At 50.4% G+C, this 16,730-nt stretch carries 18 protein-coding genes; 9 read left to right on the forward strand and 9 right to left on the reverse strand.

What is annotated here, in order from left to right:
* Positions 1-56 precede the first annotated feature (56 nt).
* Both B156_RS0119235 and queG read right to left on the reverse strand, forming a co-directional pair.
* A complete protein-coding gene (locus tag B156_RS0119235; RefSeq protein ID WP_018621413.1) occupies positions 57-731 on the reverse strand; it encodes a response regulator transcription factor in 675 nt (224 codons plus the stop codon).
* 20 nt (positions 732-751) lie between these two features.
* Positions 752-1,687 carry a tRNA epoxyqueuosine(34) reductase QueG gene (gene queG / locus B156_RS0119240; RefSeq protein ID WP_018621414.1) on the reverse strand — a complete coding sequence of 312 codons (936 nt, stop codon included), beginning with the start codon at positions 1,685-1,687 and terminating at the stop codon, positions 752-754.
* Positions 1,688-1,893: 206 nt separating this feature from the next.
* On the opposite strand from queG, the gene B156_RS0119245 reads away from it, so the two are divergent.
* Positions 1,894-2,499, forward strand: coding sequence for a nucleotide exchange factor GrpE (locus tag B156_RS0119245; RefSeq protein WP_018621415.1), 606 nt, complete (start codon positions 1,894-1,896; stop codon positions 2,497-2,499).
* Between the two features lie 90 nt (positions 2,500-2,589).
* The gene (dnaJ, locus tag B156_RS0119250) at positions 2,590-3,753 is read left to right on the forward strand and encodes a molecular chaperone DnaJ (protein ID WP_018621416.1); all 1,164 of its coding nucleotides are present in this window, start codon (positions 2,590-2,592) and stop codon (positions 3,751-3,753) included.
* A 135-nt stretch (positions 3,754-3,888) separates the two neighbouring features.
* Here dnaJ and B156_RS0119255 read toward each other — a convergent pair whose 3' ends face one another.
* Positions 3,889-4,677, reverse strand: a complete 789-nt coding sequence (locus B156_RS0119255; RefSeq protein WP_018621417.1) for a queuosine precursor transporter — start codon at positions 4,675-4,677, stop codon at positions 3,889-3,891.
* Positions 4,678-4,733: 56 nt separating this feature from the next.
* A complete protein-coding gene (locus tag B156_RS0119260) occupies positions 4,734-6,143 on the reverse strand; it encodes a hypothetical protein (protein WP_018621418.1) in 1,410 nt (469 codons plus the stop codon).
* 200 nt (positions 6,144-6,343) lie between these two features.
* Here B156_RS0119260 and rbfA point away from each other — a divergent pair, with 200 nt between their 5' ends.
* Together rbfA and B156_RS0119270 are read left to right on the forward strand one after the other, a co-directional pair.
* Positions 6,344-6,715 carry a 30S ribosome-binding factor RbfA gene (gene rbfA, locus B156_RS0119265; RefSeq protein ID WP_018621419.1) on the forward strand — a complete coding sequence of 124 codons (372 nt, stop codon included), beginning with the start codon at positions 6,344-6,346 and terminating at the stop codon, positions 6,713-6,715.
* A gap of 109 nt (positions 6,716-6,824) precedes the next feature.
* Positions 6,825-8,033 carry an ABC transporter permease gene (locus B156_RS0119270; RefSeq protein ID WP_018621420.1) on the forward strand — a complete coding sequence of 403 codons (1,209 nt, stop codon included), beginning with the start codon at positions 6,825-6,827 and terminating at the stop codon, positions 8,031-8,033.
* A gap of 66 nt (positions 8,034-8,099) precedes the next feature.
* On the opposite strand, the gene B156_RS0119275 is transcribed toward B156_RS0119270, so the two are convergent.
* The 4 genes from B156_RS0119275 to B156_RS0119290 form a co-directional block, all read right to left on the reverse strand.
* Complete coding sequence (locus tag B156_RS0119275) at positions 8,100-8,324, reverse strand: type II toxin-antitoxin system MqsA family antitoxin (RefSeq protein WP_018621421.1); 225 nt, start codon at positions 8,322-8,324, stop codon at positions 8,100-8,102.
* A complete protein-coding gene (locus B156_RS0119280; protein WP_018621422.1) occupies positions 8,321-8,641 on the reverse strand; it encodes a DUF4258 domain-containing protein in 321 nt (106 codons plus the stop codon). The genes B156_RS0119275 and B156_RS0119280 overlap by 4 nt, the downstream gene beginning before the upstream one ends.
* The gene (locus tag B156_RS0119285; protein WP_018621423.1) at positions 8,638-9,864 is read right to left on the reverse strand and encodes a sugar MFS transporter; all 1,227 of its coding nucleotides are present in this window, start codon (positions 9,862-9,864) and stop codon (positions 8,638-8,640) included. Before B156_RS0119285 ends, B156_RS0119280 begins: the two co-directional genes overlap by 4 nt.
* A 94-nt stretch (positions 9,865-9,958) precedes the next feature.
* Entirely contained in the window at positions 9,959-11,320 is a 1,362-nt protein-coding gene (locus tag B156_RS0119290; protein ID WP_018621424.1) for a Gfo/Idh/MocA family protein, read from the reverse strand.
* A gap of 215 nt (positions 11,321-11,535) precedes the next feature.
* Between B156_RS0119290 and B156_RS0119295 the strand changes: the two genes are divergently transcribed.
* From B156_RS0119295 to B156_RS0119305, 3 genes are all read left to right on the forward strand, one after another.
* Positions 11,536-12,933, forward strand: a complete 1,398-nt coding sequence (locus B156_RS0119295) for a mercuric reductase (RefSeq protein WP_018621425.1) — start codon at positions 11,536-11,538, stop codon at positions 12,931-12,933.
* 71 nt (positions 12,934-13,004) lie between these two features.
* Positions 13,005-13,139, forward strand: a complete 135-nt coding sequence (locus tag B156_RS32420) for a hypothetical protein (protein ID WP_018621426.1) — start codon at positions 13,005-13,007, stop codon at positions 13,137-13,139.
* 37 nt (positions 13,140-13,176) lie between these two features.
* Positions 13,177-14,064: an alpha/beta fold hydrolase gene (locus tag B156_RS0119305; protein WP_018621427.1), complete on the forward strand. Its 888-nt coding sequence runs from the start codon at positions 13,177-13,179 to the stop codon at positions 14,062-14,064.
* 77 nt (positions 14,065-14,141) lie between these two features.
* On the opposite strand, the gene B156_RS0119315 is transcribed toward B156_RS0119305, so the two are convergent.
* Entirely contained in the window at positions 14,142-15,248 is a 1,107-nt protein-coding gene (locus tag B156_RS0119315) for an MBL fold metallo-hydrolase (protein WP_018621428.1), read from the reverse strand.
* Between the two features lie 276 nt (positions 15,249-15,524).
* Here B156_RS0119315 and B156_RS0119320 point away from each other — a divergent pair, with 276 nt between their 5' ends.
* The gene (locus B156_RS0119320) at positions 15,525-15,986 is read left to right on the forward strand and encodes a 6-pyruvoyl trahydropterin synthase family protein (protein WP_018621429.1); all 462 of its coding nucleotides are present in this window, start codon (positions 15,525-15,527) and stop codon (positions 15,984-15,986) included.
* Positions 15,949-16,704: a GTP cyclohydrolase I FolE gene (gene folE, locus B156_RS0119325; RefSeq protein WP_018621430.1), complete on the forward strand. Its 756-nt coding sequence runs from the start codon at positions 15,949-15,951 to the stop codon at positions 16,702-16,704. Before B156_RS0119320 ends, folE begins: the two co-directional genes overlap by 38 nt.
* Positions 16,705-16,730: the final 26 nt, after the last annotated feature.

Consider the following 16,730-nt stretch of genomic DNA (forward strand, 5'->3'; position numbering starts at 1 on the left):
TAGTCATTTATTACCAGCTGATGATAACGATACCTGAAATCAATGAGCATAGCCCTTTAGTCCTCCCGGAGAACGTACCCCATGCCAACAATGGTGTGTAGCAATTTAGGCGAAAAACCTTTGTCGATTTTTTTGCGCAGGTAGCTGATGTACACATCAATCACATTCGTAGTACTATCGAAATTCAGGCTCCAGACCCGCTCGCTGATATCTACCCGCGATATAATTTTCCCTTTATTCAGCATCAGGTACTCCATAAGGGCGTATTCGCGGGTGGTAAGATCGATGCGTTTGCCCGCCCGTGCCACGGTCTTGGCATCGAGGTTTAATTCCAGGTCAGCCAGCTTGAGGACCGATTTTTGCCCGGTGCCACTATTCCGGCGCGTCAGTGCTCTCAAACGCAGGAGTAATTCCTGAAACTCAAATGGCTTGGCCAGGTAATCGTCGGCCCCGGCGTTGAACCCATCCGACTTGTCGGCCATGCTATCCAGGGCGGTGAGCATCAGCACAGGAACGGCCTGGTTTTCTGACCGGATTATCCGGCACAGGTCAAAGCCGTTCATCTGCGGCAGGTTGACATCCAGAAGTATTATGTCGTATATATCGTTGCGAAACAGGGATAGGCCAATGCGCCCGTCGTACGCCACTTCCACTTCGTAGCCTTCGGCCGACATCCCTTTCCGGATAAAAGAGGCCAGTCGTACTTCGTCTTCAACTAACAGGATTTTCATAAGAGAGACAGGTTCATCACTTACGTTGGCTTACTGAAAGCGATGTTACGTTTTAGGCCCGCCAGTTTGGTGCGCTTTACCGCCGACCGCCGGAAAAGGGTCTGGAAAACATCCTCCGTTATTTCCTCCCAATCCGATTGCTTCATAGTGGCTAACTCGGGGTGGGGGGTAAAGGCGGGCGTTTTATGGGGGCGGGCAAACCGATTCCACGGGCAAACATCCTGACAAATGTCGCATCCGAACACCCAGTTATCAAACTTCCCCCGAACAGTTTCCGGTATGGCTTCTTTTAGTTCAATGGTAAAGTAGGAGATACACCTGCTGCCATCCACCACGTACGGGTCCGTGATGGCATCTGTAGGGCAGGCATCGATGCAGCGGGTGCAGGTGCCGCAATAGTCGGTGATGGGGCCGTCGGGTTCCAGTTCCAGGTCAAGGATCAGTTCACCGATAAAGAAAAACGAGCCAATCTCGCGGTTGATCAGATTGGAGTGCTTCCCCACCCAGCCCAAACCGGCCCGTTTGGCCCATGCTTTGTCCATTACGGGGGCTGAGTCGACAAAAGCCCGCCCGCCCACTTCGCCGATTTCCTCGTGAATAAAATCCAGCAGCGCCTTTAATTTGTCCTTGATAACGAAATGGTAGTCAGTGCCGTAGGCGTATTTGGATAGTTTATAATCGGTATCGCCTTCGGGCAGGGTTTGCTCCGGGTAATAGTTGAGCAGAACCGTAACGACCGATTTAGCATCATCGACTAGCAATCTCGGGTCGAGCCGCTTATCAAAATGGTTAGCCATGTAGTGCATCTGCCCGTGCCGGCCATTTTTGAGCCAGGTTTCCAGCAGGGGAGCCTCCTCTTCCAGAAAATCAGCTTTGGCCACGCCACAAAAGTCGAAGCCCAGTTCCGTTGCTTTGGCTTTGATACGCTGCGTATAGTGATGGGCGGGTGCGTGCATCAGAAATGATGGATGATTAATGGAGTATTGCTTATAAACATCGGTGCTTACTTTTTAAATCCTGCAACTGAGTCTAATCACCTATATCCTGCCGAGTGGGCCGGTGCCAGGTAGATAATGTGCCAACTTGTCAGGAATTGTGATTTTGGCCGGTGTTTTGCCCATCTTTGCCTATGAATTTCTGGAAGCGAAATAGAAACTCAGTAATGGAAAACAACGACATGTTGGACGAACAAACGTCTATGAATACAGAACAACCTGACAACCTGACAACTGAAGAAGCGTTAAACGTCAATGGTGGTGTACCGGAAGAAACCGGGGACGCAATACCAACCGCCGACGTTACCGCCGAAACCGAAGCTGCACCAGCTGATAAAACGGCTGGCGAACTGGCTGAATTAAAAGATAAATATCTCCGTTTATACGCTGATTTCGAGAATTACCGTCGGCGCACCGCCAAAGAAAAACTCGACCTAATCAGCAATGCGAATGAAGGCGTACTAAAAGCACTCATTCCGGTAGTCGACGATTTTGAACGGGCCATGCAGTCTATTCAAACAACCGAAGATGTAGATGCCGTAAAAGAGGGAGTTGAGTTGATTTACACTAAACTCTTCAAGACGCTGGAAGGTAAAGGATTGAAGTCGATGGTATCGAAAGGTGCACCGTTCGATGCCGATCTGCACGAGTCCGTTACCCAATTCCCCGCCCCGAGTGATGACCTGAAAGGGAAAGTCATCGAAGAAATCGAAAAAGGATACTACCTGAATGATAAAGTCATTCGATTCGCTAAAGTAATAGTAGGAAGCTAATGGTAAATGAGTGAATGTGCGAATGAGTGAATACACCCGGCAGGTTTTATTCACTCATTCGCACATTCACTCATTCACTCATTCAAAAATATGGCAACGAAGCGCGATTATTATGAAATCCTGGGCGTGGATAAAAACGTCTCATCGGAGGACCTGAAGAAGGCTTACCGGAAGATGGCGATTAAATACCACCCCGATAAGAACCCGGATGACCCTACCGCCGAAGAAAAATTCAAGGAAGCCGCCGAGGCCTACGATGTCCTGAACGACCCTAATAAAAAAGCCCGGTACGACCAGTTTGGCCACGCGGGGATGGGTGGCGCGGCTGGTGGCTACGGTGCCGGTGGGCCTTCGATGGAGGATATCTTCAGCCAGTTCGGTGATGTATTCGGTGATGATTCGCCCTTCGGTAGTTTCTTCCGGGGAGCCCAGGGCGGTGGTGGCGGAAGGCAGCGCGTCCGGCGCGGCTCCGACCTGCGCATCAAGCTGAAACTGAACCTTCAGGAAGTTGCCAATGGGGTAGAAAAGAAAATAAAGGTAAAACGGCACGTAACCTGTAATACCTGCGGGGGAAACGGGTCCAAAAATGGCACCGCCGTTCAAACCTGTTCTACCTGTCAGGGCACTGGCCAAACCCGTAAAGTGGTGAATACCATGCTGGGTCAGATGGTATCGACCAGTACCTGCCCCACCTGTAATGGCGAAGGCAAAATCGTGACCGACCGCTGCGATGCCTGTTTTGGCGAAGGCCGGGTATTGCAGGAAGATGTTATCCCCATCAAAATTCCGGCTGGCGTAGCCGAAGGCATTCAGCTATCGGTGGGCAGCAAGGGCAACGTCCCTCCGCGCGGTGGTGTAGCGGGCGATTTGCTCATTGTCATCGAGGAAGAAGAAGATGCCGACCTGAAACGGGATGGCAACAACGTCGTTTTCGATTTATACGTCAGCTTTGTCGATGCGGCTATCGGTACCAGTGTGGAAGTGCCCACCATTGACGGGAAAGCCCGCATCACGCTGGAACCCGGAACGCAGAGCGGTAAAATGCTGCGGCTGAAAGGCAAAGGCATCAAAGAGTTGAATGGCTACGGCCGGGGTGACGAGATTGTACATGTCAACGTCTGGACGCCTAAAGTACTGTCGATGGAGGAGAAGTCGATTCTGGAGCAGTTACGCCATTCGCCCAACTTCCAGCCCAAACCCAATAAAAATGAGAAAGGCTTCTTCGACAAGATGAAGGATTTCTTTCACGGTTGATTTTAGTGGCACCTTTATACAGTTGAAAAGCTCCGCCGGTATCGGCGGAGCTTCTTTTTTTGTGAACATATAAACGGGGCTGGAATTGTTCCGAAAATATGAGTGCAGTTGGCTGGCGACAAGGTCCCTGCCAGTTCACATAAATGAACTCATGGCGGATTCATTCGCCAGTTCTTCGGCGTGTTCCTTACCCAGGTAACGGTCAATAAAATAGTGGGCTACATAGAGCAATGGTGTGAGCACAACGGCTGATGTAGCTTTATAGATATAGTTGATAATGCCCACGGCCAGCACCTGCGTCAGCGACCAGTTGCCAAATACGTAGAACGCAATGCCCAGCACCACGAATGAATCTACCAACTGCGAAACGAGCGTGGACCCTGTGGCCCGCAACCATATTTGACGGCTACCGGTAATTTTACGGAGGGAGTGGAACACGTACACATCCAGAATCTGCCCGATCAAAAAGGCGGTCAGTGAGCCAATGATGATGCCCAGCCCCTGCCGGAAAATCATCTGAAAAGCATTGTTGATATTGATTGGATTCCCGGCCCCATCTTTTGCATTGACATCGAGCCAGAACTGAGCGGGCGGGAGTGCCGTGACGGCGAAAATAATCAGGAAACTGAAGCCCACGAATCCGGCCGTCAGGAATGAGATACGCCGAACCCCCGCCTTGCCGAAGTATTCGTTGATAATATCGGAGGTAATAAAGACAAAGGGCCAGATAACCGCCCCCGCCGTCAGGTTGAAATCAAGGATAAAATCATCGAACAGGTGAATTTGAGCGGGTTTTGTACCCAGCAGGGCTTCGACCGAAAAGATTTTGACACCAATGATTTCGGCAACTAAGGCATTGGTTAGAAAGACTGCACTCAGGAAAATGTACAGGTTAGCGCGTTTGTTTATAAAAGAGGAGGCCATTCTGTTTATGGTTTGACGTTTATGGTTTCTTCGTTCAACCTGCGAACTACAAATGGCTATCTACGTTTGTAAACATCCGTAATAGCCGTCTTTTCATACTGGTTGGCCAGGGCCGGAGCGCGTTGAAATAGTTTCTCAACCACGTTTTCACGATCCAGAATATAATCGGGCGGGTCTTTCCGGAAGTGGTCGAATATGTTGATGACCGATTCGTAGTTATCCAGATTTTTCAGGTCATACTTCGACAAATCCCAGTTGAGGTACGGTGTTGCCAGCCGGTTGTACCGATACGCACTCAGGTCTTCGCCAATAATCAGAATACGCTGGTTTCGGATGGTGTTGGGCAGGGGAGATGGCTGTACCTGTAAGCTGCTCAGTCGGCCCAGTCCGGAGCCGGGAATGAGGCCCAGCGCGCCCTGATAAAAAAACAGTAAAATCAGCATAAACGCAATGGTGAACGTTAGTTCGGCCAGCCAGGCCCGGCGAATTCCCTCGAAGTAAAAATAGGTGAAATAGGCCATGGGGGGGACAAAACTCAGGAACATCATTGGTGCCAGAAAAGGCATCAGCCCAATAGTCAGTACGACGACCACAAACCAGATAGCCATAATCTGCTGAACGCGCTGCTGGAAGTTGACATACCGGCCCGCCCGGTTGAACAAGCTCACGAAACCCAGCACGCCCAGGCCCAGCGGGATAAACAGGGAAACCAGCAGCGACTGAAAATCGGACAGGGAATACTGACGAACCCGGAAAACGGCTGCCAGCAGGTTCCGGTTAAAATCATCCAGGCCGTCGAACAGGTAATAGAAAAGAATGGTAGCGGCAAAGGGAAACAGGAAACCAAATAGCGACAACGAATACTGCCGGAAGGTAGCTCCCGTATAAAAAAGCAGCGACAGCACTGCCCAGATGATAAACAGGGCGGATGGCAGGTAGAAAAGTGCCGCAATGCCAATGTAAAAACCCACTTCAAATACTTCGTCGGTAGCCCCCCGCCGATCCATCTGCCGCACGAGGGTACCAAATGCCAGCAGTAGAAAACAGGTTGACATCAGCACCGGAGAGAGCGTCATACAGTCGAAGGAAAGGTGCATGAACAGCATATAAATCAGGCCCGGCCAGAAGGTCCGCTCCGGAAAAATATCCCGCGTATTGATGAGGTAATTGAAATAAACGACCTGAAAAACGGCTACCAGGGTGGCCGCCCCGTGCAGCGCAATCAGCGACCGGCCAAACAGCGCATCCATCCCCCAGTACACCAGGGCCGACAGAGGACTTACGCTATCCCAGATGTCGCGGTACAGTAAATTGCCCTGGCTAATCTGCTCACCAACAATCATCCAGTTCAACTCCGGGATCAGGAGCGGGAAGGAATGGAGCAGCAGGGGTAGCCGAATAAGTAGCAGCAAACCCAGCAAGCTGACATATTGGTAAGGAAAATACGATTGAAAAAAGCGTAGCAAGGTTAATCAGTTAATCAGTCGGTGAGTTAATCGGTTAGTCAGTCGATCCGGTAGTTAGGAGCTAAGGCGAATAGTCTGTATGTAAGCCACTGACTAATCGACTCACTAACTAATCGACTGACTAACGGCGAATTTACAGTCAATTTCGGCAGAACGGAAAAATGGGTGGATATTTGCAAATACATTACCTATTTAGTGCTATGGAATCGAAACGACAGCAGAAAGTTGCCCGGCAATTGCAGAGAGATTTAAGCGAGATTTTTCAGCGCGATGTACCGCATTTGTTCAACGGAGCTTTCATCACCGTTACCAGTGTACGCGTTTCGCCCGACCTGAGTGTGGCCCGTGTGTACCTGAGCTTTCTGGCGACAAAAAACAAGCAGTTATTGTTGGAGAGCATTCAGGAGAAGGGCAAAGTGCTCCGGCAGCACCTTGGTGAGCGAGTCCGGCATCAACTGCGCATTGTACCCGAGGTTAGCTTCTACCTGGACGATACGGCCGACTACGCTGACAAAATGGATAAACTCTTCTCCGGCCTGGAAATTCCCCCCGAGTCGGAAGAAGAAGAATAAAATAAAGAGTGAAAGAGCGAATGAGCGAAAATCGCTGATGTAAACTGGCTAACACTGAATAGTCTTTCAATATTACTCTGTCACTCTTTCTCTCATTCGCTCTTTACCTATGAACCTTCCCGTCTGGATTGCCCGTCGGTATTTTTTCTCCCGCAAAAAGCGCAGTTTCATCAGTTGGCTGTCTATCCTGTCCATGCTTGGTGTGGGCGTGGGCACTATGACGCTGGTAGTTGTGCTGTCGGTTTTCAATGGGATGGAAGAGCTGAACCGGCAGATGTTTAAGACGTTTGAAGCCGATATGACCGTTTCGCCCAGGCAGGGAAAACGGTTTATGGCTCCGCCCGCGTTGCTGAGTCGACTGCAACGAGTAAGTGGTGTACAATTCATTACATCAGTTGCTCAGGACAATGCCCTGGCTCGCTACGACCGTGCGCAGACGGTCGTTAAACTCAAAGGGGTAGATGATAATTACCTGTTGCGCCAGCAACTGGATTCGGCCATGCTGGAAGGCCGGTTACTGCTCCAGCGTGATGGCGTTAACTACGCCATCGTAGCCGATGGTGTTCGCAACGACCTGTCTATTTCGCCGGTCGATATTTTAACGCCCCTGGAAGTGCTCTACCCGGAAAGCGGTAAATCCTTCAGTGTACTCAATCCCGATGCGTTCAATCGTGAATCCCTAACCGTGTCGGGAATATTTTTCATCGAATCGAAGTACGATAATTTCGTGCTGTCGCCCCTAGCAGTGGCCCGGACTTTGTTCGAATACCAGCCAGATGAGGTAACGAGTCTTGAGATTCAACTCCTGCCCGGTACTAATGAAGAGACTGTCAAACGGGCCTTACAGGCGGTGGCGGGAGCCAAACTCGATGTAAAAAGCCGTGATGATCTGAATATCGATTTGTACCGGGCCATTTATATAGAAAAATTATTCGTTGCCCTGACGCTCTCGTTTATCATTCTGGTGGCGAGTATCAACATTTTCTTCTCCCTGTCGATGCTGGTTATCGAGAAGAAGGCCGATATCCAGATTCTGTTCGCACTGGGAGCCACGAAAATGATGGTGCGCCGGATTTTCCTGACTGAGGGGGCTATTATTGCCCTGGTAGGGGCATTTACCGGTCTGGTCCTGGGTGTTCTGATTTGCCTGGCGCAGGAGCAGTATGGCTTTATCCGGATGGGAACCGTCAGTTCCATCATTGATGCCTACCCGGTTCGGCTGGATGCGCGGGATATTATCCTGACGGGTCTCCTGGCCATTGTGGTGACCGTTCTAACGTCGTGGTTCCCCGCCCAGCGGGCTGCTAAAGTGGTGTAGAGAATGGATGCCTGATCGCTATCATACTGTCATTTCTGAAGAGAAAAAGCAGTAACCCACTAATCTTTAAAAGGACAGAACTTCTATCTGGTGTTTCTTAGCGCGGGCTTCTTCAACAACCGTTTCTATTTGTTGAGCAATCTTGTTGTCAATCCATTCCTCACCACACTGATTGCAAATGGTAGCCGGCACATTACGGATCACAACAAGGTTTTCACCTAGGTCAGCCGTGAATGTGGTAAAACCCGGTTCTTTATAACCATTGCACACTGGGCAACGTAAGGAGTTCATACTCGTTTGGTTTTATAGTCTGACTCAAAAATATCAGGCGATGGCTCGTACGCTGTAATAATGAAGGCTGTAGTCGTCTCATCGTCGAAAGCTGCTACTACATGCAGAGGTCGTTCATCTATCCATCCCAACAGTAATATGCTTGGAAAAGGTCTGTCATTACTGTATTCTCGAATCACTTCTCCGGAAAGCAAAACACGAATTACATCCTTCTGTAAAACATGTCGTTCCGCCATCCTGATAAGTACGTGTTTCTGCCAGTTGATTTGGCCAGCAGCAACGGCTATTCGAAAAATCGCCAGTCCGAAGCGTCTCACCAGCTCGTTTTTTTGTGCCCCGAAATGGCATAGTACAAGATGAACCCGAACAGGGGAAGCAGCAGCGCGTAGGCCGCTTTGGGACTAACGGAGTCCGTCAGGTAGCCGTGTAGCAGTGGGAGCAGGGCACCGCCTGAAATACCCATAATCAACAGGGCAGAGGCAAGTTTGGTGAATTTACCGAGCCGGTTTAAGGCTAGTGGCCAGATGGCAGGCCACGTGGGCGAAATGGCAAAACCCATCAGCGCAATGCACAGTACAGACGCAAACCCATCCGTTACCAGTGCCCCTACGGTGAGCAATAAGGCCAGTATCATACCGTAGCGCAGGGCATTTTGCTGGCTAATAAAACGGGGAATCATGATGATACCCAGCATATAACCTACCAGCAGACCAATTAAGGTGTAGGTGGTGAAGTTTTTAGCCTCATCGTTAGTAAAGCCAATGGCGTGGCCGTAGCTAATAATCAAATCGCCGGTGATGACTTCGGCTCCCACGTAGCAGAACAGGGCCAGTACGCCCAGCACCAGGTTTGGAAATTGCCAGACACTGGTGTGGATGGCCGTAGTATCGGTTGGTACATCATCCTGCTCCTCCGATACCTCCGGCAGGTTGGAGAAGCGGATCAGCCCCGCCAGCACAATTAAAATGCCGGTCAGAATCAAATAAGGGGTAACGACTTTTTCGAGCGAAGCCGCGTTTATCACTTCGTTGGCGCCCGATAGTAGCAGACCGCCAAAAATAAACTGACTGCAAATGCCGGCGAGTTTGTTGGCAATACCCAGGAAACTAATGCGCTGGGCAGCACTCTCGCGCGGGCCCAGAATGGTGGCGTAGGGGTTGGAGGCCGTTTGCAGCACGGTAAGCCCGATACCGATAATGAAAAGCCCTACCAGAAACAGTGGATACGATACTGACTTAGCCGCCGGTACGAAAATAAGTGTACCAATAGCCATCGTCACCAAACCTATCGACATCCCATTTTTGAACCCCGTTCGTTTCAACACGGCCGATGAGGGGATGGCCATGATGGTGTACGAAATAAAAAACGCGAACGCTACCAGCGTTGATTGGAAGGAGGTCAAACTAAAGGCCTGCTTGAAAAAAGTAATCAACACACTATTGACCCACGTAACGAAGCCAAAGACAAAGAAAAGCGCACCGATAATGAGCAGTGGGCCAACGTAATTCTGGGTTTTGGCAGAAGCAGTAGCTGGAGTCATTCGTTTAGGAAATCGTTAAAGGCAGGTAAAAGGAAAAGATTTTAAATTATTTTACAAAGTAGGAAAAGAACCAGAATAATCGCCCATCGAGCGGTTAATAATTATCCGTTAGCCCGAAAATAGGTTTGTTGGTTTTCCACTTGCCCCGCGTGAAATCGGGAATTTCAATGGGCTTGCTACCCCCGGCGATACTTTCCTCCGATAAAGGGCTGATAGCACTCCAGACGGCAGCATCATACACGTCGATGGGCGGTGCCGTTTTAGCCTTGATGGATTCGATAAAGGCCCGAAGAACGAAGAAGTCAATGCCACCATGCCCGGCGTTCTCGGCCGTTTGTACGTGGCGTTTCCAAAGGGGGTGGTCATACTTGTCCTGATACGGCGCAAAGGGTTCCCAGTTATGAGGCTTGGGTGATACGCCTTCCAGATAGATCATGTCGTTGTCGTCCATCCAGATACCTTCCGTACCCTGCGCCCGGAAGCCAAGCGAGTAGGGGCGGGGCGAGTTGGTATCGTGGATGATCACGATGTTCTCGCCGTTGGCGCACTGAATCATAGTCGTAACCACGTCGCCGAGTTTGAAATTGACTTTGGCATTGGGGTGATCGGCTCCTCCCTTATCGACTACGTACTTGTGCAGCCCCCGGCTTTTAGTGGCCATGCTGGTCAGGTGCGTGAACCGGTTGCCTCGGTTAATATTGAGCCAGTGGGCCACGGGCCCCAGGCCGTGCGTCGGGTACAAATCGCCGTTGCGGTCAACGGAGTGCTGCGTACGCCAGTGGGCTTCGGAATATCCTTTGGCCCCAAACTCCGCGCCTACGCCCCCAATGGATTTGCCATCGTTAAATTTAATGTTGCGCAGGTCGTGCTGATAACCACAGTGGGCGTAGGTCATCTCGCCGAACATGCCCTTTCGGATCATATTCAGAACGGCCAGCACATCGCGCCGGTAGCACACGTTTTCCAGAATCATACAAGGCGAGCCCGTTTTCTCGAACGCATTGACAAGGTCCCAGGATTCCTTCAGCGTCACAGTTGCCGAAACTTCAACCCCGGCATATTTTCCGGCTTCCATTGTGGCAACAGCCATCGGAACATGCCATTCCCAGGGAGTGGCAATCACCACACCGTCAATATCGTCGCGTTTGAGCATTTCCCGGAAGCCCTCATCCCCCTTGCCGTATGTAGCGGGTGCTTTACGGCCTGCTTTTTCAATCATGGCCATCGTACGGCTGATGGCTTCGGGAGCGGGGTCGGAAATGGCAGTTATCTCGACATCATCCCGGTAGAGGGCCTGCTGCACGTGACTGCGTCCCCGCCCCCCTACGCCAATGAAGGCCAGCCTGACTTTAGCATCGGCTGGTTTTGCGTTGGTGAGAATCGTCGGAAAAATGGACGTTGCCGCACCCGTCAGGGCGGCTGTACGAATAAACTGGCGTCGGGTAGGGGTTTGCATAAGGAATGCGCGGCACAGTAAGTGTTTTCTGTTCAAAGAACGCAGTTTCAACGTAAAAAACATACGCCTTTCCCGGATGAAGCCATTTATTACCGGCCAACTCCATAGCCAACCGACAGTACGTAGCTATTAAGCAGGTAAGGTATTTTGGTGATGCCCGGGTTTCCAGGACCGCAAGTGTGAACATAATGGCATGGGCACTGTTCATTTCTGATATGAACGACAAAAAAACGGATCACTTCGACGCCCTGATTATTGGTGTGGGACAAGCTGGCAAGCCGCTGGCTTTGGCCCTTTCTGAAAAAGGGTGGAAAACTGCCCTGGTTGAGCGTAATTATGTGGGGGGAAGCTGTATCAATTATGGCTGTACCCCCACTAAATCACTGATTGCTTCTGCCCAGGTGGCTCATCAGGCCCGCCGTTCGGCCGAGTACGGCATTACTACGGGTGCTGTTCAGGTAGATTATCCCGCCGTAAAGCAGCGCAAGGATAAGATCGTTGAACAGTTTCGGGAAGGTATCCAGAAGAGCGTTGATAAGGCAGAGCATCTAACGCTTATTCGGGGCGAAGCCCGCTTTGGCGGCCCTAATCAGATTAACATAGCACTGAACGATGGAGGGAATCAGACCCTCACGGCCGACCATATTTTTATTGATACGGGTACCAGCCCCCGTGTACCTGAGATCAATGGCCTGGATACCGTACCCTGGCTAACGTCTACCTCGCTGATGGAGCTGGAAGAGATGCCTGAGCACCTGCTCATTCTGGGTGGTGGCTACATTGGGCTGGAATTTGGGCAGATGTTCAGTCGCTTTGGCAGTAAGGTTACCCTGATAGAACGTGGCGATCAGTTACTGAGTCGGGAGGATAAGGATGTAGCCGGTGAACTAGCGGATATCTTAATGGCAGAAGGGATTGACATCCGGCTGAATACGGAGGTTTCCCATATAGGCCGGAACGAGTCCGGCCTCGTTGAGTTATCGATCACGTCCGGGAACGATTCTAGGACAGTGACAGGCTCACATCTGTTGCTGGCTATTGGTACGACACCTAATACCGGGGCACTTCAGCTGGATGCTGCGGGCATAAAAACCGATAAACACGGCTATGTAGAGGTAAATGAAAAGCTGGAAACAAGCCAGCCCGGTGTTTATGCACTGGGCGATGTGAAAGGCGGGCCTGCCTTTACCCATATCTCATATGACGACTTTCGAATCATAAAGCAAAATCTGCTGGGCAGTGGGCAGGCGTCTATAACCGGCCGACCCGTACCGTATACCGTTTTTACAGACCCTCAGTTAGGCCGGATTGGGCTTTCGGAAAAGGAAGCGCAGGAGCAGGGGCTGAACGTTAAAGTAGCAACTATGCCCATGGCGTGGGTAGCCCGCGCTATTGAAACCAGCCAGACCAATGGCCTGATGAAGGTGGTGGTAGATGCCCAAACAGGACAGCTACTGGGGGCGGCCATACTGGGTATGGAAGGGGGCGAACTGATGGCTATGCTGCAAATTGCCATGATGGGTCAGGTGCCCTACCAGCAACTGCGCGATGCCATATTTTCTCATCCTACACTGGCCGAATCCCTCAATACGCTGTTTGGCCAGCTCGACTAAGATATGTTCCATAGGGTGTTTGGGCCAATCAACAGGGAACGCAAATTGCCTTACGTATCAAAAAGACAGCTATGGAATGGTGGAGTCAGGTGCAGGACTGGTTTTGGAGTCTTAGGGAAAAATACCACGTGAATCTGCTGGCTCCCGAGCCTCAACTTGTTGGCCACTCCCTGATTAGTGTTGCCGGGCAGTTAATCGACTGGTAAGACTTTCAGTTATTACTCATGAGCAACTAACAGAACCATGGCTGACGACATCACAGTTGAAAAAATAATTGACGACCATCAGTCTTCGGGTCGATTTGTTGAGGTAGACGGAATTCGAACCTTTGTGCTGGATCAGGGAACCGGAGAGCCTGTTTTCTGTATACATGGTGTACCTACCTCCTCCTTTTTATACCGGAAAGTGCTGCGCGAATTAGCCAGCAAAGGCCTTAGAGGAGTTGCCATTGACTTACCCGGGCTTGGACTATCTGATCGACCGGAAGATTTTGACTACTCCTTCCCCAATTTTGCCCGGTTCTGCGCCAGAGCTGCCGAAACATTAGGGCTGACCAGGTACCACCTGTTAATCCATGACATTGGGGGCCCAATCGGGTTCGCGATGGCCGCCGAAAACAAAGAAAAAGTGCTGTCGCTGACTATCCTGAACACCTGGATTGATGTGGTGAATTTCAAAAAACCGTTACCCATGCGGCCTTTTGAAGTACCATTGGTAGGGGAGGCTCAGTTAGCCCTGACTACCCACCTTACCTGGCCGCTGCTGTTCAATACCATGGGTGTAGAAAGCGATGACCGGATATCGAAAGAGGAAATCAATGCGTATGTTGATCTGTTGAAACGTGGTGATGATGGAAAAGCATTTCTGAAAATCATGCGAAATTTTGACCACTCGGAAGCATTCAGGGCGTTATGCTATAGTGCTGTACAACAGGTTCCTTATCCGGTTCAGGCGATATGGGGCGCAAACGATCCGGCCCTCTCCCTGAATGAATATGGAGAAGAAATTAAGGAGGTAGCGGGATTAGATACTATTTATACCCTGCCAGCACGGCATTTTCTTCAGGAAGAGCAGTGGGAGGGTATAGCAGATCGGGTAGCTATTATTGCAAACAGCTCATCGGATGCCTGAGCGATTGGTTGAAAACCAAAAGGCTGCCATCAAGGCAGCCTTTTTCATTGAATACGTCAGCAGGGATCTGTAGCGGTTCAGAAGTTCCACCAGAGGGTCCGGGGGTAGTTTGTGTTCAGCACTACGGGTTCGCCAATCATTGGCGTAGTTACGTCCAGTTCCAGTTCGGTGGCCCGTTTGGTAAATCGTTCAACCGGTTCCTTCCAGCCGTGGATCGATAGCGAAAATTTAGCCCAGTGAACGGGCAGGATGGTTTTTGCCCGTAAATCCTGCGCGGCCGTGGCTACTTCTTCCGGAAACATATGGATGTTTGGCCAGTCATTGCCATACTGGCCACATTCGAGCATGGCCAGGTCAAAAGGACCGTACTTATCGCCAATTTCCTGAAAGTGTTTGCCATAACCCGAATCGCCACCCAGGTATAGCCGGTAGCCATGCAGGTTGAGCACAAAAGCCGTCCATAGGGTTTTGCCACGGGCGAAACTACGACCCGAAAAGTGCCGCGCCGGAACGGCTGTCAACTCAATATCGGTCGAGACGGGCTTATTCTCCCACCAGTCGAATTCCACAATCCGGTCGGCGGGTACGCCCCACCGTTCCAGGTGAGCCCCCACCCCCAGGGCAGTATAAAATTTCTTCACCTTCGGGATAAGTTTGGTAATGGTCTCGTAATCAAGGTGGTCGTAGTGATCGTGAGATAGTACCAGCATGTCAATAGCGGGCATGTCATCCACGCCATACACATCCGTTCCCGGAAATGATTTGCCGAAAAAAGAAACGGGCGAGGCATTCCCACTGAAAACCGGGTCCATTAAAATAACGACTCCTTTCGATTTGATCAGGTACGAAGAATGCCCAAACCACACCAGCGAAGGAACCGAATCGGGCAGCGCATTGAGGTCTGTTTTAATGGAAGGCAGGGGTCGCTCGGGGATATTGTCAGACGCCTTGTTGAAGAAATCCATCATCATACCCATGTACGACGCATTTTCCTTCATGACGGCAGTAGGTTCCAGATTTTGAAATACGCCCTCCCGGTAATTGGGCGAGCGTTTGATTCGCTCCAGGCGAACTTCAGCAGGGTCACGCCCGAAGGTACTTTGCTGCATGAACAGGAACGTAGTTGCCACCAGGCCGGTAAGGATAAATATAGTTAGAAGCATAATCTTTTTTAAGCGGTTCATGGCGACAAAACGGGCACTGTGTCCATCGGGTTCCGCACATTGAATGGTTTAGATGGGTGGGAACATTACCGGATAAGCGGACGTTATTACGATGAATTACTTTGTATGTTGTTTAATGTTTTTAGTAAAACGTTGAACAAAGTAACGAATTCGCTGGTTTACTAGGAACAATCGCATACGAAAGAGCGTCCTGGCTACTCGCTCTGCTGTCTGCCTGTGTTGTACACATACTTTGTAACGACAGGTTGATCGAACCCTATTTCGATTCAGTTTATTATGGATATTTCCCCAGTGGATGCTGACAGGGCTACTGCTCCGGCAGACAATACTCCCCGGGTTGCGGTGTTCCGAAAAGAGCATTTCAACGCGGCTCACCGCCTGAACAATCCAAACTGGTCGGATGAGAAGAACACGCGGGTATATGGCAAATGCAACAACCCCAATTTTCATGGTCACAATTACGATCTGATTGTACAGGTAACTGGTCCTATTGACCCCGAAACGGGTTACGTGATGGATATGAAGTACCTCGGGGACCTGATAAAAGAACACATAACCGACCGGTTCGACCACAAAAACTTAAACCTTGACACCACCGAATTCGCCGACCTGAATCCGTCGGCCGAAAACATTGCCATTGTCATTTATACCATTTTACGCAACAAACTAAGCGAGGGCTTAGACCTTAAAATCAGATTGTATGAAACTGAACGGAACTTCGTCGAATACCCAGTCTAATGGAACCCCGCTAAATGGTACCCACAAAAACAGCTACGCGCTGAATGGTTACCACGACGAGCTGGTGGATGAACTGGGTGACGCCCACGGTGCTTCGTCCCTTGAAACGCCCATGCGTGCCGATGCTTTTGCAATGGATGATGCGCTCAAAATTGACCTGATTGAAGAACACTTTCGGGAGATAATGACCATTCTGGGCCTTGATCTTACGGACGATAGCCTGAATGGGTCACCCCGGCGGGTTGCCAAAATGTACGTCAATGAGGTATTTAGCGGGTTGAACCCGGCCAATAAACCAAAAGCTACGCTGTTCGACAACAAGTTCAGGTACAATGAAATGCTGGTGGAAAAGGACATCACCGTTCAGACGTACTGCGAACACCATTTTGTTCCTATCATTGGTAAAGCACACGTGGCGTACATATCCAGTGGCAAGGTGATAGGGCTATCTAAACTTAATCGGATTGTGGAGTATTTCTGCAAGCGGCCTCAGGTGCAGGAGCGGCTTACCATGCAGATTGCCGGGGAGCTGAAACGTGTACTGGAGACGGACGACGTAGCCGTAATCATCGACGCCAAACATTTGTGCGTATCGACGCGGGGTATTCGCGATACCCACAGTTCCACGATCACATCGTCCTACGGTGGTAAATTTGAGGAAGAAAGCACCCGGCAGGAGCTATTGCGTTACGTAACGCAACCGGGTGTAACAATTTAACTAAACGTCTTATTACGTATGGCGGG

This window comes from Spirosoma luteum DSM 19990, assembly GCF_000374065.1.
Taxonomy (GTDB): Bacteria; Bacteroidota; Bacteroidia; order Cytophagales; family Spirosomataceae; genus Spirosoma; species Spirosoma luteum.